This is a genomic window from Pseudomonas tumuqii, assembly GCF_013184545.1.
Classification (GTDB): Bacteria; Pseudomonadota; Gammaproteobacteria; order Pseudomonadales; family Pseudomonadaceae; genus Aquipseudomonas; species Aquipseudomonas tumuqii.
Map to the genome: position 1 here is coordinate 38,689 of NZ_JAAOJA010000016.1, position 18,616 is coordinate 57,304.

Genomic DNA, 18,616 nt, shown 5'->3' on the forward strand with positions numbered 1-18,616 from the left:
CTAAAGACTGGTGCGCCTAGACCGGCGTGCTGACACTCACCAGCTTGAGACCGATGACCCCGCCGACGATCAGAGCCAGGCAGCCCAGCCGTGCCAGATGCGCCGGCTCGTTGAGCACGGCGATGCCATAGATCGCCGTACCCAGCGCGCCTATCCCCACCCACACCGCATAGGCGGTGCCCACCGGCAGCGTGCGCATGGCCAGCGACAGCAGATACAGGCTGATGATGATGAACACCGCGCAGTACAGGCTCGGCCACAGCCGGGTGAAGCCTTGCGTGCGCGGAATGATCGCGGCATAGCAAATCTCGCTGATGCCGGCGCAAAGCAGAAATCCCCAACCGCTGCTGAATCCACTGAACATGACGACTCCCGAGTAATACCTGTGCACAGCAATGCGCCGGCCATGACGGCAGCGCACCCATCAATTGAATGGCCATCTCTGGGTGCTTGTCGTAAGCCAGGTGCCCCGCGCGTAGCCCGGATGCAATCCGGGAGCGGTTTTTCAGCCTGCAGACTTCCCCCGGATTGCATCCAGGCTAGAAAAAACCGTCTGCCAAATGCGAGCACCAGGAGGCGGCCGCCATAGGCGAGCGTTTTTCCCAAGCCATCAACCCTTGGCGGTGCGCTTGGTTTTCTCTGGATCATCGAACGGCAGCGTGTGGGCGATCGCGCCGACCTGCAGGCTGCCTTGCACCTGTAGCGCGCAACCCTGCTCGGCGTAGGGCACATCCAGGCGCGCAATGGCCATGGATTTGCCGGTCAGGCGCGAGTACATGGCGCAGGTGATCACTCCCACCTGCTTGCCGTCGGCCCACAGGCTATCGCCCTCGGCGGCGGCCTGATCGCCGTCGAGCAGGACGCCGAAAATCCTCAAGCGCTCCTTGCCCTTCAGCCGTGCATGCTCCAGGCCGCCGCGGAACTCGCTCTTGGTCGGCGACACGGTGAAGTCCAGGCCCAGCTCCCACAGGGTGTCGCCGGCCGGCTGATCGGCGAAGGGGTACTTCTCCGAGTTGTCGTAGGGGAAGAACAGCAGCGAGCTTTCCACCCGCAGCCAGTCCAGCGCGGTGAACGCGCAGGGGATGATGCCCAGCGCCTTGCCCTGGTCGAGAATGCGGTCCCAGATCAGCGGCGCATCGGCGGCCTTGCAGAAGATTTCATAGCCGCGCTCGCCGGTATAGCCGGTGCGCGAAATCATCACCGGGCAGCCGAACAGCCTGGTCTGCACATGATGGAAATAAGCCAGGTCGCGAATCCCCGGCACATGCTCGGCGAGGAAATCCACCGCCAGCGGGCCTTGCAGCGACAGGTCGTGCAGGTCGTCGTCGAACAGCACCGCCACCTGCCGGCCCTGGGCCCAGCGCACCAGCAGCTCGTAGCCATTGCCGGCACCGTGCACCACCATGAAGGCGTTCGGCCCGGTGCGGTAGATCACGCAGTCGTCGACGAACTTGCCGGCCTCGTTGAGCAGGGTGGCGTACACCGACTTGCCCGGATAGACCTTGGAGATATCGCGGCTGGTGGCGTACTCCAGCAGGGACTCGGCATGCGGGCCGACATAGTGCACCTTGCGCAGACCGGACACGTCCATCAGGCCGGCGCGGGTGCGGATCGCCTCATGGGCGTCGGCCAGGTCGACCGCGGTGTAGGTCCAGGCGGTGCCCATGCCGTTCCAGTCTTCGAGCTTGGAACCCAGTGCCCGATGCCGTTCGGCAAGGGCGGAAATGCGCCAGGAATTGGCCATGTAGTTCTCCTTTGACAGTGTGGAGGCGCGCCGCCCGCTGGCCGCGCGCCAGACGAATCAGGCGGCGACGACTTCGGGGTCGTACTGGCTGAGCCAGTCGACCACGGTCTGCCGGTAGAGGGTCAGGCCCTTGTAGTCGGTGATGGCATCGGGCAGGTCGCGCAGCACGCGATGCAGGCGGCAGGCCCAGGCCGGATTGCTGGCCAGTTCCTCGAGGCTGATCAGGTAGGTGCGGATGCCAAACAGCAGCGCGTTGCTGCGCGGCAGGCGCGGCATGAACTGCAGCTCGACACGCAGATGGACCATGCGCGCGACATTTGCCGCGGTGACCTGGCTGCGCTCGTGACCCCACTCGTGGAAGGTTTCCGATGAGGTGTCCATGCGCGGATTGACGGTCATGGTCCAGTTCAGGCGGCGTACCGGGTGATCGACCTGAATGTTCAGCAGGTACTTCAGCGCCCGTTCGAACACCCCCAGCTGATGGGCCATGGGCACCGGCGCATGCCACTGGGTGAAGCTCATGCCGGCGTCGAACTTGATCGACCAGTCGGCCGGGCAGGTGACCATGCCGGCGTCCATGAACAGGTTGCCGTCGCGCTGATCGAGCAGGGCGAAATCGCCCTGCGCCTGGCGGGTGATGTACTCCAGCGGCTCGCACGGCAGGCTCGCCGGATCGCCGAAGGTGAAGCGCTGCTCGATACCCAGCGGGCGGTTGACCCACCGCCACTGGTCGCCATCGCGCTGCAATTCGAAGTGCTCGGGGTAGTCGGCGGCCAGGTGCTCCATCAGCATTTCCAGGGTGTCCCAGGCGGCCGGCGCCATGTGCGGCATCACCAGGCAACGCTCGGGGTCCTTCTCCAGCACGATGCCGCGCTCGGCCATCTCGGACAGGTAGTGCTCGTCGATGTCGAACCAGTGGGCGAAGATCGAGCCCGGTTCACGCGGCGTGGCCGGCTCGATATTCACCGAGTACATGTAGCTGTCTTCGGGGAACGGAAAGGGAAAGCGGCGAATCGCCTGCGCACTGTTGCGGTAGCTGAAATCGTCGCGGTAGCTTTCCAGCGGCTTGAAGGTGACAGGCATGGCGAACTCCTAGAGGTCGAGCAACAGCGCGCTGCCGCAACGGCCACGCGAGACACAGGGCATGAGGGTGGTGCTGCGCTCGGCAGCGGACAGGAAGGCGTCACGGTGCTCCACCGCGCCGTCCAGGTACGCGGTGGCGCATTGGCCGCAGACGCCGCCGCGACACAGGCTGGGCACTTCGACGCCGGCCTGTTCGAGGGCTTCGAGCAGGCTGAAATCGCCGCCCACCTCAATCGCCCGGCCACTGCGCGCCAGCTGCACGACGAATGGCTGGCCAGGCTCGGGCGCGGCGAACACCTCCCAGTGCACCCGGCTGGCCGGCCAGCCGAGTTGCGCCGCCTGCTCGCGCACCGCGGCAATCAGGCTCTGCGGGCCGCAGACATAAACGTGGGTGCCCAGTGGCTGGTCGCCGAGCAGCGCAGCGAGGTCGAGAAAGCTGCCGGCCTCGGCGTCATAGCTGTGCAGTCGCGCCCCCAGGCTGGCTTGCAGGTTGTCCAGGTAAGCATCGGTGAGACCGCCGCGGAACGCGTAGTGCAGGCTGAAGCTGGCGGCGCGCCCCTGCAGTTCCGGCAAATAGGAAAGGAACGGGGTGATGCCGATACCGCCGGCAAACAACAGGTGGTGACGCGCCTGCGAACTGGGCGCGAACAGGTTGGCCGGCGGCGACAGCTGCAGGCGATCGCCCACCTTGACCTGCTCGTGCATGAAACGCGAGCCGCCGCGCGACTCGTCCTGCAGGCGCACGGCGATGCGGTAGCGCTGGCGGTCGGCCGGGTCGCCGAGCAACGAATAGGCGTTGCGCAGGCTGCGCTCGCCGAGCGGCATATGCACCACCACATGGCTGCCGGAGGAGAAACCGGGCAACTGCCCCTGCACCGCCTCGAAGGTGAACTCGCGCACCACCGGCGTCAGCTGGCGCACGGCGGCAACCCGCACTTCAATCGCTGCGCTCATGGCCGAGCCTCCCCACGCAGGTTGTTTGGATCGACGCAAACGCCCATGTAGGCGCCGAGTCGCTGGGAAAAATGCGCACGCACCAGCAAGCGCACGCCGCAGCACGCGCAGGCCACCTCGGCGTCAGCGGCGATGTCCTGCAGGCTGAAACAGTGCACGCAGTACAGCCGGCGCCGCGCGCCGAGGCGGAACAGCTCGACCTCCTCGCCCTGCAGCCCGGCCTGGCGTGCGACCTCGCAGCACTGCCAGATGAACGACTCATCGCCGCACAGGTACAGGCGGGTGCCGACTGGCGCGGCGCGCAGCAGCGCGCGCAGGCGCTGCTCGAGTGGCGCCTGCGCGGCGAACAGCTCACGTCCCTCGCCTGCCCCGCAACTGTCGCCCAGCGCCAGCACCTGCAAGGGTTCGGCGTGGGCCTGCAAGGCAGCGAGCAGTGCATCGACCGCCGCCTGTTCGAGGGATTGGCTGACCAGCAGCCGCCGAGTCGCCGGCAGCTCATGCGGCAGGCGTTGGTAGACCGGTGTACTGAACAGCGGATGCACCGCTTGCGTACTCATGAAAAAGCCTCCTGTGCAACGCGCCAATTCATCGATGGAGAAGCAATTTTCCTGTCGATTAATTCCCAACAGGAACAATTTGTTCCTTAAAAGAAAGCATGGAATGTGCCATAAATTTTTAACTGGCTGATTTACAAGGGTTCTTTTTAAAGACTACTGCGTAGCGCGTTGTAGCGCGCACCACCGCGGCAAAACCCTGCACAAAAGCCGCTCACGCCACCGGGTGCCGCGCCGTAACGGCGCAGCCGGATGAACCGGCCAGGTGCCGCCAACCGCCGCAGACAAGGCAAAACGCCGGGCAAGAGCCCGGCGTCGATTGCCCCCACTGTTTGCGAGCAGGCCGCTGAAAAACTACGGCGCTCGGCTATGCGCCGCTGAAATCGCCAAGCGCCTTGATCAGTGCCCCCGGACCACGGCCCTAGACAGCAGCGAAGCAGCCGTTTTGCGCCGCCTCCAGGGTGTTCTCCAGCAGGCAGGCGATGGTCATTGGGCCGACGCCACCGGGCACCGGGGTAATCCAGCTGGCGCGGGTGCGTGCCTCGGCAAAGCACACGTCGCCGGTCAGCGTGCCGTCGGCCAGGCGGTTGATGCCGACATCCAGCACCACCGCGCCGGGCTTGATCCACTCGCCCTTGACCAGCCCCGGCACCCCGGTGGCGACCACCAGGATGTCGGCCTGACGCACCAGGCTCGGCAGATCCCGGGTCTTCTTGTGCGCCACCACCACGGTCGCCTCGGCGCGCAACAGCTCGAGCGCCATCGGCCGACCGACGATGGTCGAGGCACCGATCACCACCGCCAGCTTGCCGCGGCAGTCGATCTGCGCACTGCCGAGCAGACGCATGCAGCCTTTCGGCGTGCACGGGCGCAACGCCGGAAAACCGGCCGCCAGGCGACCGAGGTTCTCCGGGTGGAAACCGTCGACGTCCTTGCCCGGCTGAATCCGCGCCAGCACGCGCTGCACATTGATCTGCGCGGGCAGCGGCAGCTGCACGAGAATCCCGTGCACCAGCGGATCCTGATTGAGCCGGTCGATCAGCGCCAACAGCTCGGCTTCCGAGGTCTGCGCGGACAGACGATTGCTGAAGGAGCGAATGCCCGCCTCCTCACAGGCCGTGATCTTGTGCCGCACGTAAACCTGCGAAGCCGGATCCTCGCCGACCAGCACCACGGCCAGGCCGGGCACCAGGCCACCATGGGCAATATGCTCGGCTACCTCGGCGGCCACCCGGGCGCGCACCTGCAGCGCCAGGCCGCGGCCATCGAGCAGGCGCGCACTGGCGTGTTCAAGCGGACACTCAACACTGGTCGCCGCCATGCTAGTAGCCCTGCCCCGGCACCCAGCGGGTACCGGCCAATGGCACGCGGGCCATGGCAGCGGATTCGACGGTCAACGCCACCAGATCCTCGGGATCGAGATTGAGCAGGTGCGACTTGCCGCAGGCGCGGGCCATGGTCTGTGCCTCCAGCACCAGCACGCGCAGGTAGTTGGCCAACCGCCGACCGCCCTCGATCGGATCCAGGCGCTTGGCCAGTTCCGGGTCCTGGGTGGTGATGCCGGCCGGGTCCCTGCCGTTCTGCCAGTCGTCGTAGAAGCCGGCGGCGGAGCCGAGCTTCTTCAACTCGTCGTCGAGGCGCGGGTGGTTGTCGCCGAGGGCGATCAGCGCGGCGGTGCCGATCGCCACCGCGTCGGCGCCCATGGCCATGGCCTTGGCCACGTCGGCGCCGGTGCGGATGCCGCCGGAGACGATCAGTTGCACCTTGCGGTGCATGTCCATCTCCTGCAGCGCCTGCACGGCCTGCGGAATGGCGCAGAGAATCGGGATGCCGACGTGCTCGATGAACACTTCCTGGGTCGCCGCGGTGCCGCCCTGCATGCCGTCGAGCACGATCACGTCGGCGCCGGCCTTGACCGCCAGCTTGACGTCGTAATACGGACGGCTGGCGCCGATCTTCACGTAGATCGGTTTTTCCCAGTCGGTGATCTCGCGGATCTCGGCGATCTTGATCGCCAGGTCGTCCGGGCCGGTCCAGTCCGGGTGACGGCAGGCACTGCGCTGGTCGACGCCGATCGGCAGGGTGCGCATGCCCGCCACCCGCTCGGTGACCTTCATGCCCAGCAGCATGCCGCCGCCGCCCGGCTTGGCGCCCTGGCCGAGGACGATCTCGATGGCGTCGGCCTTGCGCAGGTCGTCCGGGTTCATGCCGTAGCGCGACGGCAGGTATTGGTAGACCAGGTGCTGCGACTGGCCGCGCTCCTCCGGGGTCATGCCGCCATCGCCGGTGGTGGTGCTGGTGCCGGCGATGGTCGCGCCGCGGCCGAGGGCTTCCTTGGCGTTGGCCGAGAGCGCACCGAAACTCATGCCGGCGATGGTCACCGGGATCTTCAGGTGGATTGGCTTCTTGGCGAAGCGGTTGCCGAGGATCACGTCGGTGCCGCACTTCTCGCGGTAGCCTTCCAGCGGGTAGCGCGACATGGACGCGCCGAGCAGCAGCAGGTCGTCGAAATGCGGCACCTTGCGCTTGGTGCCGCCACCGCGGATGTCGTAGATGCCGGTTTCCGCGGCGCGCTGGATTTCCTGGATGGTCAGGCGGTCGAAGGTCGCGGACTCGCGCAGGACCGGGGGTTGTTTCTCGCTCATGGTGTGATCCTCAGTACGCGGACGCGTTATCGACTTTGAAGTTGTACAACTGGCGGGCCGAGCCGTAGCGCTTGAAGCTCGCCGGGTCGGCGGCGAAGCCGGCCTGATCGAGCAACTCGGCGAGTTCCTCGAGGTGCTCGGCACGCATCTCCTTCTCGATGCAATCCGAACCCAGCGACTTGACCGTGCCCTTGACGTAGATGCGCGTCTCGTAGAGCGAATCGCCCAGCGCGTCGCCGGCATCGCCGCAGACCACCAGGCGGCCGGCCTGGCCCATGAAGCAGCTCATGTGGCCGATGCTGCCGCCGACCACGATGTCGACGCCCTTCATGGAGATGCCGCAGCGCGCGCCGGCATCGCCCTCGATCACCAGCAGGCCGCCATGGGCGGTGGCACCGGCGGCCTGGGAGGCGCTGCCCTTGATCCGCACGCTGCCGGACATCATGTTTTCCGCCACGCCGACGCCGACGTTGCCGTGCACGGTGATGTTGGCCTGCTGGTTCATCCCGGCGCAGTAGTAGCCGGCGTGGCCCTGGATGACGATGTCGAGGGCCTGGTTCACGCCCACGGCCAGGTTGTGCTTGCCGCCGCTGTTGCTGACCAGCCACTCGCGCTCGTCGAGCTGCCTGGCCTGGTCGTGCAGCGCCTGATTGAAATCGCGCACGCTGGCGCTGGAAAGGTCGATGGTTTTCATGGTGTGCGCTCCTCAGGCGGACTGGCGTTCCCAGATGTACATGGTGGCCGGCTCCGGCTCCCAGACCCTGGCGTTGTCGATACCCGGCAGACTGGCCAGCGCCTGGTACTCGGACGCCATGGCCACGTAGTCGTCGGTTTCGGCCAGAATTGCCGGCTTGCAGGCGATCGGATCGCGGATCACCGCGAAGCCGTCACGGGTGCCGATGGCGAAGGTGAAGAAGCCATCGAGGTCTTCCAGGGCGTGATCCAGCGCCGCCTTGAGGCTGTCGCCTTGGCGCAGGCGCCAGGTCAGGTAGCCGGCGGCCACTTCGGTGTCGTTGTCGGTCTCGAACTCGATGCCGTGGCGGCGCAGTTCCTGGCGCAGGCGGAAGTGGTTGGACAGCGAGCCGTTGTGCACCAGGCACAGGTCCATGCCGGTGGAGAACGGGTGGCTGCCTTCCATGGTCACCGCGCTTTCGGTGGCCATGCGGGTGTGGCCGATGATGTGGCTGCCCTGCATCTTGGCCAGGGAGAAGCGCTGCGCAATGTCCTGCGGCAGGCCCATGCCCTTGAGAATCTCGATGCTCTGGCCGACGCTCATGACCCGCACGCCGGGGGCCAGTTCGAGCAGCGCGGCGCGCACCGCGGCTTCGCCGGCATTGGTCTTCAGCACCGCGGCGCTGGCGTTCTGCAACCAGTCCAGCGAGCAGCCGAGGCAGCCTTCCAGCTCGCCCATCAGGGCTTTCCAGTCATAGTCGCTGCTGGCGCTCTGCAGGGTCAGCTTGATCCAGCCGGCGCGCACTTCGTCGCCGTAGATGGCGAAGCCGGCGCTGTCCGGACCGCGATCGGTCATGGCCAGCAGCATGGGTTCGAAGAGCTTGCCGAGCTGGGATTCCAGCGCCGGGTTCTTCAGGTACAGACCTACGATTCCACACATGTTGGTAACTCCTGAAACCTAAGGGTGTTGGCGATTGCCCGCGGCCTGGCGGGCAGCGCAAAATCAGAAAAATTCGGTGTAACGCTCGATTTCCCAGTCGCTGACGTGGCGGCTGTACTCGACCCACTCCATGCGCTTGAGCTTGATGAACTCGTCGACGATCTGCGGGCCGAGCACCTCGCCAAACAGCGGGTCGGCCTCCAGCGCATCGCAGGCTTCCTTGAGGCTCTGTGGCAGGGTCTGGATGCCGCGCGCGGCGATCTCTTCCAGGCTCAGGCTGTAGAGGTTTTCGTTGCAGGCCTGGCCCGGATCGAGCTGACGGTCGATGCCATCGAGGCCGGCGGCGATGATCGCGGCGCTGACCAGGTAGGGATTGCAGCCGGCATCCGGCAGGCGGAACTCGATACGCCCGTAGGGGATGCGCAGCATCGCCGAGCGATTGTTGTCGCCATAGGCAATGAAGGCAGGTGCCCAGGTCGCGCCGGATAGCGAGCGGCCCACCACCAGACGCTTGTAGGAATTCACCGTCGGCGCGGCGAAGGCGCACAGCGCCGGACCGTGCGCCAGCAGGCCGGCGAGGAAGTGATAGGCCAGTTTCGACAAGCCCATGCCGCTCGGGTCGCTGGCATCAAAGAACAGGTTGTTGCTGCTGGCGCTGGCGATCGACAGATGGAAATGCATGCCGTTGCCGGCCCGTTTGGGGTCCGGCTTGGGCATGAACGAGCAGATCATGCCCAGGTCGTTGGCGATCTCGCCGGCGGCCATGCGGAAGAAGGTGAAGCGGTCGGCCGATTCCAGCGCGTCGCTGTAGGTGTAGTTGATCTCGAACTGGCCGCAGGCGTCTTCGTGGTCGATCTGGTAGATGTCGAACCCCACCGGCTGCAGGGACTCGGTCAGGCGCTCGAGAAACTCGCGCGAACGCGACAGGCCCTTGTAGTCGTAGCAAGGCTTCTCCAGCTTGTCGCTGGCATCCACCGGCTTGAGCTTGCCGTCGGCATCGCGGCGAAACAGGCTGAATTCCGGCTCCAGGCCGGTATTCAGGGTCCAGCCGCGATCGCTCAGGCGCTGCACCTGCTGCTGCAGCACGTAACGGCTGTCATACGGATGCGGCTGGCCATTCACATGACCCACACACACCACCCGCCCGTAGCCCGGCTGCCAGGGCACCGGGATCAGCGTCGAGAGATCGCCGCGCGCCATGAAGTCCGGGCCGTGGGGCTGCATGCCCATGCCCCAGATGGCGAAACCGGCAAAGCCGGCGCCCGCCTCGGCCACGGCTTGCAGACCGCTGACCGGCACCGACTTGGTTTTGGCGGCGCCATGAATGTCGACAAACTGGGCCAGCACATATTTGATAGCGTGCTGATCGATGATTCGCTGAGTCTCGCTAGGCAACATGGCCTGCCTCCTGGTGGGTCGCTTTATATTCCGCGTGGGAATTTTACTTTCCCCAAAAGAAATGCAAACAACTTGCCAACCTGCCCCTGACAGAGCGCCACGCCAGCAAAAACGCGGGTTGCTTCTATTCACAGGAGAAAAATGGTTTCATGCGCGGAATATCTGAGTATTCCGGGGAAAACTCTCGCACATTACTGGTGCGAAATTTTTATTCCTGAACCTATAAGGTGCAACGCAACATGCGCAAGACTGACGAAGTGCATCCACGCCTCAAACTCGAGCAGTATCTGGGCATGCAGATCCGTCGCCAGCGGCAGGCCCAGGAACTGAAGATTGCCGATGTGGCCCGCATCGCCAACATCAGCCAGGGCATGCTCAGCAAGATCGAAAATGCCCAGGTGTCGACCAGCCTGGATACCCTGAGCCGCCTGTGCGACGTGCTCGGCATGCCGATGTCCAAGCTGTTCAGCCAGTACGATCAACAAGGCAGCGGCGCCCTGCTGGTCAAGGCCGATGAAGGCTTGGAGGTGGTGCGCCGCGGCACCGACAAGGGCCACACCTATCACCTGCTCAACCACACCCGTGGCCCGAAGAAGACCTTCGAGGCCTATATGGTGACCATGGATGACGCCAGCGAGGAATTCCCCACCTTCTCGCACCCCGGCACCGAGTTCCTCCACCTGCTCGAAGGCGAACTGGTCTACCGCCATGGCGATCAGCTCTACAGCATGACCCCTGGCGACAGCCTGACCTTCGACGGCGAAGTACCGCATGGCCCGGAAAAACTGGTGCAGGTGCCGATCCGCCTGCTGTCGATCATGAACTACGGCAAGGAATAGGCGCGCACAGCGCTTTAGCCAGCCGCGCAGCGCGTCAGCAGGCTGCGCACTTCGTCCTGCATGGCGACGGCCAGTGCCTGGCGCCGCGCCTCGGTCATGCGCGGTCGCGCCAGGGCGCAACTGAATGCGCCGAGCACCTGCCCGCCGGCATCGACAATCGCCACCGCCAGGCCGGTGTAACCCGGCAGGCGGCGGTCGGCCAGACCGCTGGCAAAGCCCAACCGGCGCACGCTGTCCAGGCTCGCCGCAATCAGCTCGGCATCCAGCCCGTAATCCAGGCGCAACACCGCCTGGTTGTGCTGCAGAATTTCGTTGCGCGCGGCGCGCGGCAGGTGTGCCAGCAGCACCTGCGAGGCCTGCCCCACACCCATGGGAATGCGCCCGCCTACCGCCGCGCTGTAGCTCTGCACCGGCTGGTTGCCGGCGAGCAAGTCCAGGCACAGGACGTGGTAACCGTCCGGCACCAGCAGGAAGAAACTGTCGCCAAAGCGCTGTGCCAGGCGCAGCAACGCCGGCCGCGCCAGCTCGCGCAGCCCGCCGGCATTAGCCGCCTGAGCCCCCAGGGCAAACAACTCGTAACCCAGTTCATAACGCCCGCGCCGCTGGCCAGGGCGGACAAAGCCCTGGCGGCGCAACGCCTGCAACAGGCGGTAGAGGGTGGGCCGCGAACAGCCACAGGCGACGGCCAGCTCGCCCGGATCGGCGCCCTGCGCGCCAGCCGCGGCCAGCACGCGCAGCAACTGAAAGGCGCGTTCCAGGCTCTGGGTGCCACCGATGCCGATACGGCTCGTCATGTTTTTCTCACCTGTTGATAAACATCCATGAGCGGCGCCGATGCAAGTTGCGCGCCCCATCGCCGGCGCCAGGCTTGCGCCTGAACCAATCGCCCGGAGAGCCGCACCATGTACCCGCAGATCGAACGCCTGGACCCTTCATCAACGCTGCCCGCGCAGAGCGAAGTCGCCATCATCGGCGGCGGCATCATCGGCGTGGCGACCGCCTACTGGCTGGCCACCCGCGGCATCCCGGTCACCCTGCTGGAAAAGGGCGAGATCGCCGCCGAGCAGTCCTCGCGCAACTGGGGCTGGTGCCGCAGCATGGGCCGTGACCTGGCGGAAATCCCCCTGGCACTGGCCAGCCTGCAGATCTGGCAACGCTGGCAGGAGGAAATGGGCGAAGGCCTGGGTTTTCAGCGCAGCGGCATCCTCTACGCCTGTGAAAACCCGCGCCAGCTGCAGCAGCAAGCCGACTGGCTGGAGGGCGCGCGCCACTATGGCGCCCAAGCCCGCTTGCTGGAACGGCGCGAGCTGGCCGGCGTGCTGCCAGACGCGGCCCGCGCCGGCTGGGCGGGCGCCCTGCACGCCGCGCTGGATGGCCGCGCCGAGCCGCAGCGCGCCAGCGTCGTGATTGCCCGCGCCGCCCAGCGCCTGGGCGCCAAGCTGATCACCCGCTGCGCGGTACGGGGCCTGGACATCGAGGCCGGCCGGGTGAGCGGGGTTATCACCGAGCACGGCCGGCTGCGCTGCAGCCAGGTGGTACTGGCCGGCGGCGCCTGGTCCTCGCTGTTCTGCCGCAACTTGGGCATTCGCCTGCCGCAACTGAAGGTCGTGGCCTCGGTGCTGCGCAGCGAGCCGATGCCCGGCGGCCCCGAGCTTGCCGTGGGCGCCAGCCGCTTCGCCGTGCGCAAGCGCCAGGACGGCGGCTACACCATCGCCCAGCGCAATGGCAACCTGGCGCCGATCACCCCGGACAGCCTGCGCTACTTCGCCGACTTCCTGCCGGCCCTGGGCAAACAGTACCGCGAGCTGCGCCTGCGCCTGGACCGCTCCTTTATCGATGAACTGCGCCAACCCAGCCGCTGGGCGCTGGATCGACCCAGCCCCTTCGAACAGTGCCGGGTGCTCGACCCGCAACCGAGCCTGGCGATTCTCGCCGAGGCGCGCGAGGAGCTGGGCCGGGTCTTGCCCTTCTTCCGCACGCTGCGCGTGGCGCAGAGCTGGGCCGGGGTCATGGACGTCACCCCGGACGCCATCCCGGTGATCGGCCCGGTCGAGCAACTGCCCGGCCTGTTCCTCTCCACCGGTTATTCCGGCCACGGCTTCGGCATCGCGCCGGGTGCCGGGCGCCTGGCCGCCGACCTGCTGCTCGGCGATACGCCGCTGGTCGACCCCACTCCTTTTCGGTTCAGCCGCCTGTAGCAGGCCGTTGAAAAACATTCCCAGCAGGACAAAATAATTCCCCACAGGTATAGACGCGCGACTTTCATTCGCTTATAAAAATCCCCACAAGAAATATATATTCCTTTTGGTTAATTTTATTCGCGGATGAATTTCTCTTTTGCCAGCGAGAAAAACCGCCCCCGATTCCCGACGAGGACGCCATGCACCACGCCCCGAACCAATACATCATCAAGATCAGTTGCCCGGCGACCTCGGGCATCGTTGCCGCGGTCAGTACCTTCCTGGCCGAACAGAAGTGCTACATCAGCGAGATGGCGCAATTCGACGACGAGTTCAGCGGGCGCTTCTTCATGCGCGCGGTGTTTCGCTTCAACTCCGGCGTGCATGGTGACATCGCCGAAGTCGAACAGGGCTTCATGCCGGTCGCCGAAGGCTTCGACATGGACTGGGAGCTGCACAGCACGGTCACGCCGATGCGCGTGCTGCTGATGGTGAGCAAATACGATCACTGCCTGTCCGACCTGCTCTACCGCTTCCAGAAAGGCGAGATGCACATGCAGATCACCGCCGTGGTGTCCAACCACCTGGACCTGCGCCCGATGGCCGAGCGCATGGGCATTCGCTTCATCTACCTGCCGGTGACCAAGGACAGCAAGGCGCAGCAGGAAGCCGAGCTGTTGCGCATCGTCGAGGAGACCGGCACCGAACTGGTGGTGTTGGCGCGCTACATGCAGATCCTCTCCGATGACCTGTGCAAGAAACTCTCGGGGCGCGCCATCAACATCCACCATTCCTTCCTGCCCGGCTTCAAGGGTGCCAAGCCCTATCACCAGGCCTACGAGCGCGGCGTCAAGCTGATCGGCGCGACGGCCCACTATGTCACCGGCGACCTCGACGAAGGCCCGATCATCGAGCAGGAAATCCAGCGCGTGGATCACAGCTACCTGCCGGATGACCTGGTCGCCATCGGCCGCGATACCGAAACCGTCGCGCTGTCCAAGGCAGTCAAGTACCACACCGAGCACCGGGTGTTCCTCAACCACGACAAGACGGTGATCTTCCGGTGAACACCGCCTGTGCGCTGCAGCCGGGGCCAGGCGGCCCCCGTCAACCTCTCGCGTCCCACGCCCACCAGGAGGCCGCATGCCTTACAACCTGCTGAAATACGGCCTGTCGTCCGACTACCCGGTGGAGGTCGATCTGCCGCCGCCGCGCGAACTCAAGTCGAGCTATGACGTGGTCATCATCGGCGGTGGCGGCCATGGCCTGGCCACCGCCTATTACCTGGCCAAGTACCACGGCATCACCAACGTCGCGGTGCTGGAGAAGTCCTACCTGGGCAGCGGCAACACCGCGCGCAACACCGCGGTGATCCGCTCCAACTACCTGACCAGCGAAGGGGTGCGCTTCTACAGCGAGTCGGTGAAGCTGTTCCAGAACCTCTCCAACGAATTCGATTTCAACATTATGTACTCCGAGCGCGGCCAGCTGACCCTGGCCCACACGGATGCCACGGTGCGCGCCTTCCGCCAGCGCGCCGAGGTGAACAAGCACTTCGGCGGGCGTACCGAGATGCTCGACCGCCAGCAGATCCGCGAACTGGTGCCGAGCCTCAATCTCGACCCCGGCCACCTGCCGGTAATCGCCGGCCTCTGGCACATCGACGGCGCCACCGCGCGGCATGACGCCGTGGCCTGGGGCTACGCCAAGCAGGCCGCCAAGCTCGGCGTGGAGATCCACCAGCTCACCGAGGTGCAGGACCTGGTGGTCGAGCACGGCAAGATCGCCGCGGTGAAGACCAACCGCGGCACGCTGAAATGCGCCTGCGCGGTGCAGGCCATCGCCGGTCACAGCTCGCTGCTGATGGCCAAGGCCGGGATTCGTGCGCCGATCCACAGCTACCCGCTGCAGGCCATGGTCACCCAGCCATTCAAGCCGTTCCTCGACCCGCTGGTGAGTTCCAGCGCGCTGCATTGCTACGTGCAACAGACCAGCCGTGGCGAAATGGTCTTCGGCGGCGGCTCCGACCCCTACCCGCTGTACAACACCCGCTCGACCCTGGAACTCAAGGAAAGCCTGCTGGCCCACGCCATCGAGATGTTCCCCTTCCTGGCCAACGCGCGGCTGATGCGCCAATGGGCCGGGATCACCGACATGACCCCGGACTACAGCCCGATCATGGGCCTGTCGCCGGTGGACAACTATTACCTCGACGCCGGCTGGGGCACCTGGGGCTTCAAGGCCACGCCGATCTGCGGCAAGACCATGGCCGAGCTGGTCGCCAGCGGCGGCAAGACCCCCGACCTGATCAAGCCGTTCGCCCTGGAACGCTTCTCGACCTTCCAGCAGGTCAACGAGATGGGCGCCACGGCGGCCAGTCACTGAGGAACGCGCAATGAAGATCATGCCCTGCCCCCTGAACGGCCCCCGCAACATCAGCGAGTTCAGCTACGGCGGCGAACTCAAGCAGATGCCCGCCCCGACCCTGTGCAGCGATGCCGAATGGGCCGCCTACGTATTCAACAGCGACAACCGTGCCGGCGTGGTCACCGAGTGGTGGCTGCACAACGCCTCCAGCTACTGGTTCCTCGCCGAACGCCACACGGTCACCGACGAGATCATCCGCACCTTCGACCCCAAAGAACTCTTCAACCAGCGCGTCGACTTCGCCGCGCCGGCCACACTTGAGGAGGCCAGCGTATGACTTCGCTCAGCCGTCTGCCCGCGCCCATGGGCTTGCTGATCGAGCGCGATCAGCCGCTCACCTTCGAATTCGATGGTCAGCCCTACCAGGGTTTCCAGGGCGACAGCATCGCCAGCGCCCTGCTTGCCAACGGCCGCTGGTTGCTTTCGCGCTCGTTCAAGTACCACCGTCCGCGCGGCCCGTTGAGCATGGCCGGACAGGACGCCAACACCCTGGTGCAGTTGCCCAGCGAACCCAATGTGCTGGCCGACATGCACCCGCTCAGCCACGGCCTCAGCGTCAGCGGGCAGAATTTTTCCGGCTCGCTGGACAAGGACCGCGATGCGCTGCTCGGCCACTTCGCCAAGTTCATGCCGGTCGGCTTCTATTACCGCTCGTTCTACAAGCCCAAGGGCATGTGGAAAGTCTGGGAGCCGCTGATTCGCAAGAAAGCCGGCCTCGGCGTGCTCGATCTGCACTTCCAGCCGCAGTACCACGACAAGGCGTTTCTGTTCACCGACGTTGCCGTCATCGGCGCCGGCCCGGCCGGCCTGCAAGCCGCACTGAGCGCCGCCAATGCCGGGGCCAAGGTGCTGCTGATCGAGCAACAGGCGCTGCTCGGCGGCGCACTGAACTGGGCGCGCTTCGACATCGACGGCGACCAGGCGCAACGGCTGGGCCGCGAGCTGCTCGAGGCCGTCGCGAGCCACGCCAACATCCGTGTCCTCAGCGAGGCCACCTGCAACGCCTGGTTCACCGACAACTTCCTGCCGGTGATTCAGGGCAATCGCCTGTACAAGGTGCGCGCCAGGCAGTGCATCGTCGCCGCTGGCGCCTTCGACCAGCCGGTGGTGTTTCGCAACAACGACCTGCCCGGGATCATGCTGACCAGCGCCGCCCAGCGCCTGATGAAACTCTACGCGGTCAAACCCGGCCAGCGCGCGGTGGTGCTGACCGGCAACGACGACGGCTACCTGGCCGCCCTCGACCTGCATGAGCAGGGCGTGACTGTCGCCGCGCTGCTCGACATGCGCGCGCAACCGGGCAATGGCGCACTGATCACCGCCCTGCAGAGCCGCGGCATTGCCTGCCACAGCGGCAGCACCGTGTATGAAGCGTTGCACGGCAAAGGCATGCGCCACATCAGCGGCGTGGAGGTGCGCCGGATCGTCGGCCAGGGCCAGGTGGACGCCACCAGCCAGCGGATCGACTGCGACCTGCTGTGCATGTCCGCCGGCTACATGCCGGTCTACCAGTTGCTATGCCAGGCCGGTGGCAAGCTCAGCTACGACGACCGCGAGGCCGCCTTCGCCCTCACCGGCCTGCCGGACAACCTCGGCGTGGCCGGTTCGGTGAATGGCCAGCATCTGCTCGCCAACGTACTCAGCGACGCGCGTCAGGCGGCGGCCAACGCCGTCAGCCGCCTGGGCCTGGCGGCGGCTGAAGGCAGCAGCGAGCGGCTCGCCGAGCCCAGGGTCAATTTCGACTGGCCGATCTTCCCGCACCCCAAAGGCAAGGAGTTCGTCGACTTCGACGAAGACCTGCAGGTGCGCGACATCATCAACGCGACCCGCCACGGCTACCGTGACGTGCAACTGGTCAAGCGCTTTTCCACGGTCGGCATGGGCCCGTCCCAAGGCCGCCATTCGGCCCTGTCGACCGCGCGCCTGGTGGCCCAGGCCACCGGCCGCAGTGTCAGCGAAACCGGGGTGACCACCTCCCGCCCGCCCTTCGTCGCGGAAAAACTCGCCCACGTAGCCGGTCGCGGCTTCGACCCGGCGCGGCAGACGCCCATGCACCAGCGCCACCTCGAAGCCGGGGCCAAGATGATGCCCGCGGGCATCTGGCAGCGCCCGGCGTTCTATGGCAAGGCCGCAGAGCGTGACGCCTGCATGCAGGCCGAGGCGCGCCATGTGCGCGAAAAGGTCGGCCTGATCGACGTCTCCACCCTCGGCGGTCTCGACGTGCGCGGCCCGGATGCGGCGGAACTGCTCAATCGCCTCTACACCTTCGCCTTCCTCAAGCAACCCGTGGGTCGCTCGCGCTACGCGCTGATGACCGCAGAAGACGGCGTGGTGATCGACGACGGCGTCTGCGCCCGCTTCGCCGACCAGCATTTCTACGTCTCGGCCACCACCAGCGGCGTCGACCGCATCTACCAGCAGATGCTCAAGTGGAACGCGCAGTGGCGCCTCGACGTCGACATCACCAACGTCACCGCGGCCCTGGCCGCGGTCAATCTGGCCGGGCCGGACTCGCGCCAGGTGCTGGCCAAGCTGTGCAGCGATGTCGACCTGTCGGCCGCGGGCTTCCCCTACCTCGGCGTGCGCCTGGGTACGGTGGCCGGGATTCAAGCGCGCCTGCTGCGGGTCGGCTTCGTCGGCGAACTGGGCTACGAGATCCACGTCCCGGCACGCTACGGCGAAGCACTCTGGGATGCGCTGATGGACGCCGGCAAGGACTTCGACATCCGCCCGTTCGGCGTGGAAACCCAGCGCCTGCTACGCCTGGAAAAAGGCCACGTGATCATCAGCCAGGACACCGACGGCATGACCCACCCGGCCGAGATCGACATGGGCTGGGCGATCGCGCGCAACAAGCCGTTCTTCGTCGGTAAACGCTCGATGGCCATCCTCGAGGCCCAGCCGCTCAAGCGCAAGCTGGTCGGTTTCAGCCTGCCGGCCGGCTCCAGCAAACCGCTGGAAGGCCATCTGGTACTCAAGGGCGGCGACATCAGCGGCAACGTGACCTCCTGCGAATACTCGCAGACCGTCGACCAGATCATCGGCCTGGCCTACTGCGCCGCCGACCAGGCCACGCCGGGCGGGCAGATCCCGATCCGCGTCGAAGGCGGCGAGATGGTCCACGCCACGGTGGTCAGGCTGCCGTTCTACGACCCCGCAACCAAACGTCAGGAGCTTTGA

The 18,616-nt window shown here is 66.0% G+C and carries 17 protein-coding genes; 6 read left to right on the top strand and 11 right to left on the bottom strand.

Annotated features, from left to right (window positions below; translation table 11 throughout):
- Window positions 1-16: 16 nt before the first annotated feature.
- The 10 genes from G9C89_RS21885 to glnT all read right to left on the bottom strand — a co-directional run bounded on the left by G9C89_RS21885 (window position 17) and on the right by glnT (window position 9,990).
- The gene (locus G9C89_RS21885; protein WP_172152199.1) at window positions 17-364 is read right to left on the bottom strand and encodes a DMT family transporter; all 348 of its coding nucleotides are present in this window, start codon (window positions 362-364) and stop codon (window positions 17-19) included.
- Between the two features lie 246 nt (window positions 365-610).
- Complete coding sequence (locus tag G9C89_RS21890; protein WP_172152201.1) at window positions 611-1,744, bottom strand: aminomethyltransferase family protein; 1,134 nt, start codon at window positions 1,742-1,744, stop codon at window positions 611-613.
- Window positions 1,745-1,801: 57 nt separating this feature from the next.
- Window positions 1,802-2,827, bottom strand: coding sequence for a heme-dependent oxidative N-demethylase family protein (locus tag G9C89_RS21895; protein ID WP_172152203.1), 1,026 nt, complete (start codon window positions 2,825-2,827; stop codon window positions 1,802-1,804).
- A gap of 9 nt (window positions 2,828-2,836) precedes the next feature.
- Window positions 2,837-3,781 carry a PDR/VanB family oxidoreductase gene (locus G9C89_RS21900; RefSeq protein ID WP_172152205.1) on the bottom strand — a complete coding sequence of 315 codons (945 nt, stop codon included), beginning with the start codon at window positions 3,779-3,781 and terminating at the stop codon, window positions 2,837-2,839.
- Window positions 3,778-4,338, bottom strand: coding sequence for a dimethylamine monooxygenase subunit DmmA family protein (locus G9C89_RS21905; protein ID WP_172152207.1), 561 nt, complete (start codon window positions 4,336-4,338; stop codon window positions 3,778-3,780). Before G9C89_RS21905 ends, G9C89_RS21900 begins: the two co-directional genes overlap by 4 nt.
- Window positions 4,339-4,756: 418 nt before the next feature.
- The gene (gene folD, locus G9C89_RS21910) at window positions 4,757-5,656 is read right to left on the bottom strand and encodes a bifunctional methylenetetrahydrofolate dehydrogenase/methenyltetrahydrofolate cyclohydrolase FolD (RefSeq protein WP_172152209.1); all 900 of its coding nucleotides are present in this window, start codon (window positions 5,654-5,656) and stop codon (window positions 4,757-4,759) included.
- Between the two features lies 1 nt (window position 5,657).
- Complete coding sequence (locus G9C89_RS21915) at window positions 5,658-6,980, bottom strand: FMN-binding glutamate synthase family protein (RefSeq protein WP_172152211.1); 1,323 nt, start codon at window positions 6,978-6,980, stop codon at window positions 5,658-5,660.
- 10 nt (window positions 6,981-6,990) lie between these two features.
- On the bottom strand, window positions 6,991-7,674 hold the full coding sequence (locus G9C89_RS21920; protein WP_172152213.1) for a GltB/FmdC/FwdC-like GXGXG domain-containing protein: 684 nt from the start codon (window positions 7,672-7,674) through the stop codon (window positions 6,991-6,993).
- Between the two features lie 12 nt (window positions 7,675-7,686).
- Window positions 7,687-8,592 carry a class II glutamine amidotransferase gene (locus G9C89_RS21925; RefSeq protein WP_172152215.1) on the bottom strand — a complete coding sequence of 302 codons (906 nt, stop codon included), beginning with the start codon at window positions 8,590-8,592 and terminating at the stop codon, window positions 7,687-7,689.
- A 63-nt stretch (window positions 8,593-8,655) separates the two neighbouring features.
- A complete protein-coding gene (gene glnT, locus G9C89_RS21930; RefSeq protein WP_172152217.1) occupies window positions 8,656-9,990 on the bottom strand; it encodes a type III glutamate--ammonia ligase in 1,335 nt (444 codons plus the stop codon).
- Window positions 9,991-10,229: 239 nt separating this feature from the next.
- On the opposite strand from glnT, the gene G9C89_RS21935 reads away from it, so the two are divergent.
- Window positions 10,230-10,829: a helix-turn-helix domain-containing protein gene (locus G9C89_RS21935; protein ID WP_172152219.1), complete on the top strand. Its 600-nt coding sequence runs from the start codon at window positions 10,230-10,232 to the stop codon at window positions 10,827-10,829.
- A 14-nt stretch (window positions 10,830-10,843) separates the two neighbouring features.
- On the opposite strand, the gene G9C89_RS21940 is transcribed toward G9C89_RS21935, so the two are convergent.
- On the bottom strand, window positions 10,844-11,623 hold the full coding sequence (locus G9C89_RS21940; RefSeq protein WP_172152221.1) for an IclR family transcriptional regulator: 780 nt from the start codon (window positions 11,621-11,623) through the stop codon (window positions 10,844-10,846).
- Between the two features lie 108 nt (window positions 11,624-11,731).
- Here G9C89_RS21940 and G9C89_RS21945 point away from each other — a divergent pair, with 108 nt between their 5' ends.
- From G9C89_RS21945 to G9C89_RS21965, 5 genes are all read left to right on the top strand, one after another.
- Entirely contained in the window at window positions 11,732-13,027 is a 1,296-nt protein-coding gene (locus G9C89_RS21945; protein ID WP_172152223.1) for an NAD(P)/FAD-dependent oxidoreductase, read from the top strand.
- 182 nt (window positions 13,028-13,209) lie between these two features.
- Window positions 13,210-14,076: a formyltetrahydrofolate deformylase gene (gene purU / locus G9C89_RS21950; protein ID WP_172152225.1), complete on the top strand. Its 867-nt coding sequence runs from the start codon at window positions 13,210-13,212 to the stop codon at window positions 14,074-14,076.
- 76 nt (window positions 14,077-14,152) lie between these two features.
- Window positions 14,153-15,394, top strand: a complete 1,242-nt coding sequence (locus G9C89_RS21955) for an FAD-dependent oxidoreductase (protein WP_172152227.1) — start codon at window positions 14,153-14,155, stop codon at window positions 15,392-15,394.
- Between the two features lie 10 nt (window positions 15,395-15,404).
- Window positions 15,405-15,713, top strand: coding sequence for a sarcosine oxidase subunit delta (locus G9C89_RS21960; RefSeq protein ID WP_172152229.1), 309 nt, complete (start codon window positions 15,405-15,407; stop codon window positions 15,711-15,713).
- Window positions 15,710-18,616, top strand: a complete 2,907-nt coding sequence (locus G9C89_RS21965) for a 2Fe-2S iron-sulfur cluster-binding protein (RefSeq protein ID WP_172152231.1) — start codon at window positions 15,710-15,712, stop codon at window positions 18,614-18,616. Before G9C89_RS21960 ends, G9C89_RS21965 begins: the two co-directional genes overlap by 4 nt.

What these genes read in the sequence shown, in the direction of transcription:
- G9C89_RS21885 (WP_172152199.1), bottom strand. Translation starts at nt 364, where the DNA reads ATGTTCAGTGGATTCAGCAGCGGTTGGGGATTTCTGCTTTGCGCCGGC.
- G9C89_RS21890 (WP_172152201.1), bottom strand. Translation starts at nt 1,744, where the DNA reads ATGGCCAATTCCTGGCGCATTTCCGCCCTTGCCGAACGGCATCGGGCA.
- G9C89_RS21895 (WP_172152203.1), bottom strand. Translation starts at nt 2,827, where the DNA reads ATGCCTGTCACCTTCAAGCCGCTGGAAAGCTACCGCGACGATTTCAGC.
- G9C89_RS21900 (WP_172152205.1), bottom strand. Translation starts at nt 3,781, where the DNA reads ATGAGCGCAGCGATTGAAGTGCGGGTTGCCGCCGTGCGCCAGCTGACG.
- G9C89_RS21905 (WP_172152207.1), bottom strand. Translation starts at nt 4,338, where the DNA reads ATGAGTACGCAAGCGGTGCATCCGCTGTTCAGTACACCGGTCTACCAA.
- folD (WP_172152209.1), bottom strand. Translation starts at nt 5,656, where the DNA reads ATGGCGGCGACCAGTGTTGAGTGTCCGCTTGAACACGCCAGTGCGCGC.
- G9C89_RS21915 (WP_172152211.1), bottom strand. Translation starts at nt 6,980, where the DNA reads ATGAGCGAGAAACAACCCCCGGTCCTGCGCGAGTCCGCGACCTTCGAC.
- G9C89_RS21920 (WP_172152213.1), bottom strand. Translation starts at nt 7,674, where the DNA reads ATGAAAACCATCGACCTTTCCAGCGCCAGCGTGCGCGATTTCAATCAG.
- G9C89_RS21925 (WP_172152215.1), bottom strand. Translation starts at nt 8,592, where the DNA reads ATGTGTGGAATCGTAGGTCTGTACCTGAAGAACCCGGCGCTGGAATCC.
- glnT (WP_172152217.1), bottom strand. Translation starts at nt 9,990, where the DNA reads ATGTTGCCTAGCGAGACTCAGCGAATCATCGATCAGCACGCTATCAAA.
- G9C89_RS21935 (WP_172152219.1), top strand. Translation starts at nt 10,230, where the DNA reads ATGCGCAAGACTGACGAAGTGCATCCACGCCTCAAACTCGAGCAGTAT.
- G9C89_RS21940 (WP_172152221.1), bottom strand. Translation starts at nt 11,623, where the DNA reads ATGACGAGCCGTATCGGCATCGGTGGCACCCAGAGCCTGGAACGCGCC.
- G9C89_RS21945 (WP_172152223.1), top strand. Translation starts at nt 11,732, where the DNA reads ATGTACCCGCAGATCGAACGCCTGGACCCTTCATCAACGCTGCCCGCG.
- purU (WP_172152225.1), top strand. Translation starts at nt 13,210, where the DNA reads ATGCACCACGCCCCGAACCAATACATCATCAAGATCAGTTGCCCGGCG.
- G9C89_RS21955 (WP_172152227.1), top strand. Translation starts at nt 14,153, where the DNA reads ATGCCTTACAACCTGCTGAAATACGGCCTGTCGTCCGACTACCCGGTG.
- G9C89_RS21960 (WP_172152229.1), top strand. Translation starts at nt 15,405, where the DNA reads ATGAAGATCATGCCCTGCCCCCTGAACGGCCCCCGCAACATCAGCGAG.
- G9C89_RS21965 (WP_172152231.1), top strand. Translation starts at nt 15,710, where the DNA reads ATGACTTCGCTCAGCCGTCTGCCCGCGCCCATGGGCTTGCTGATCGAG.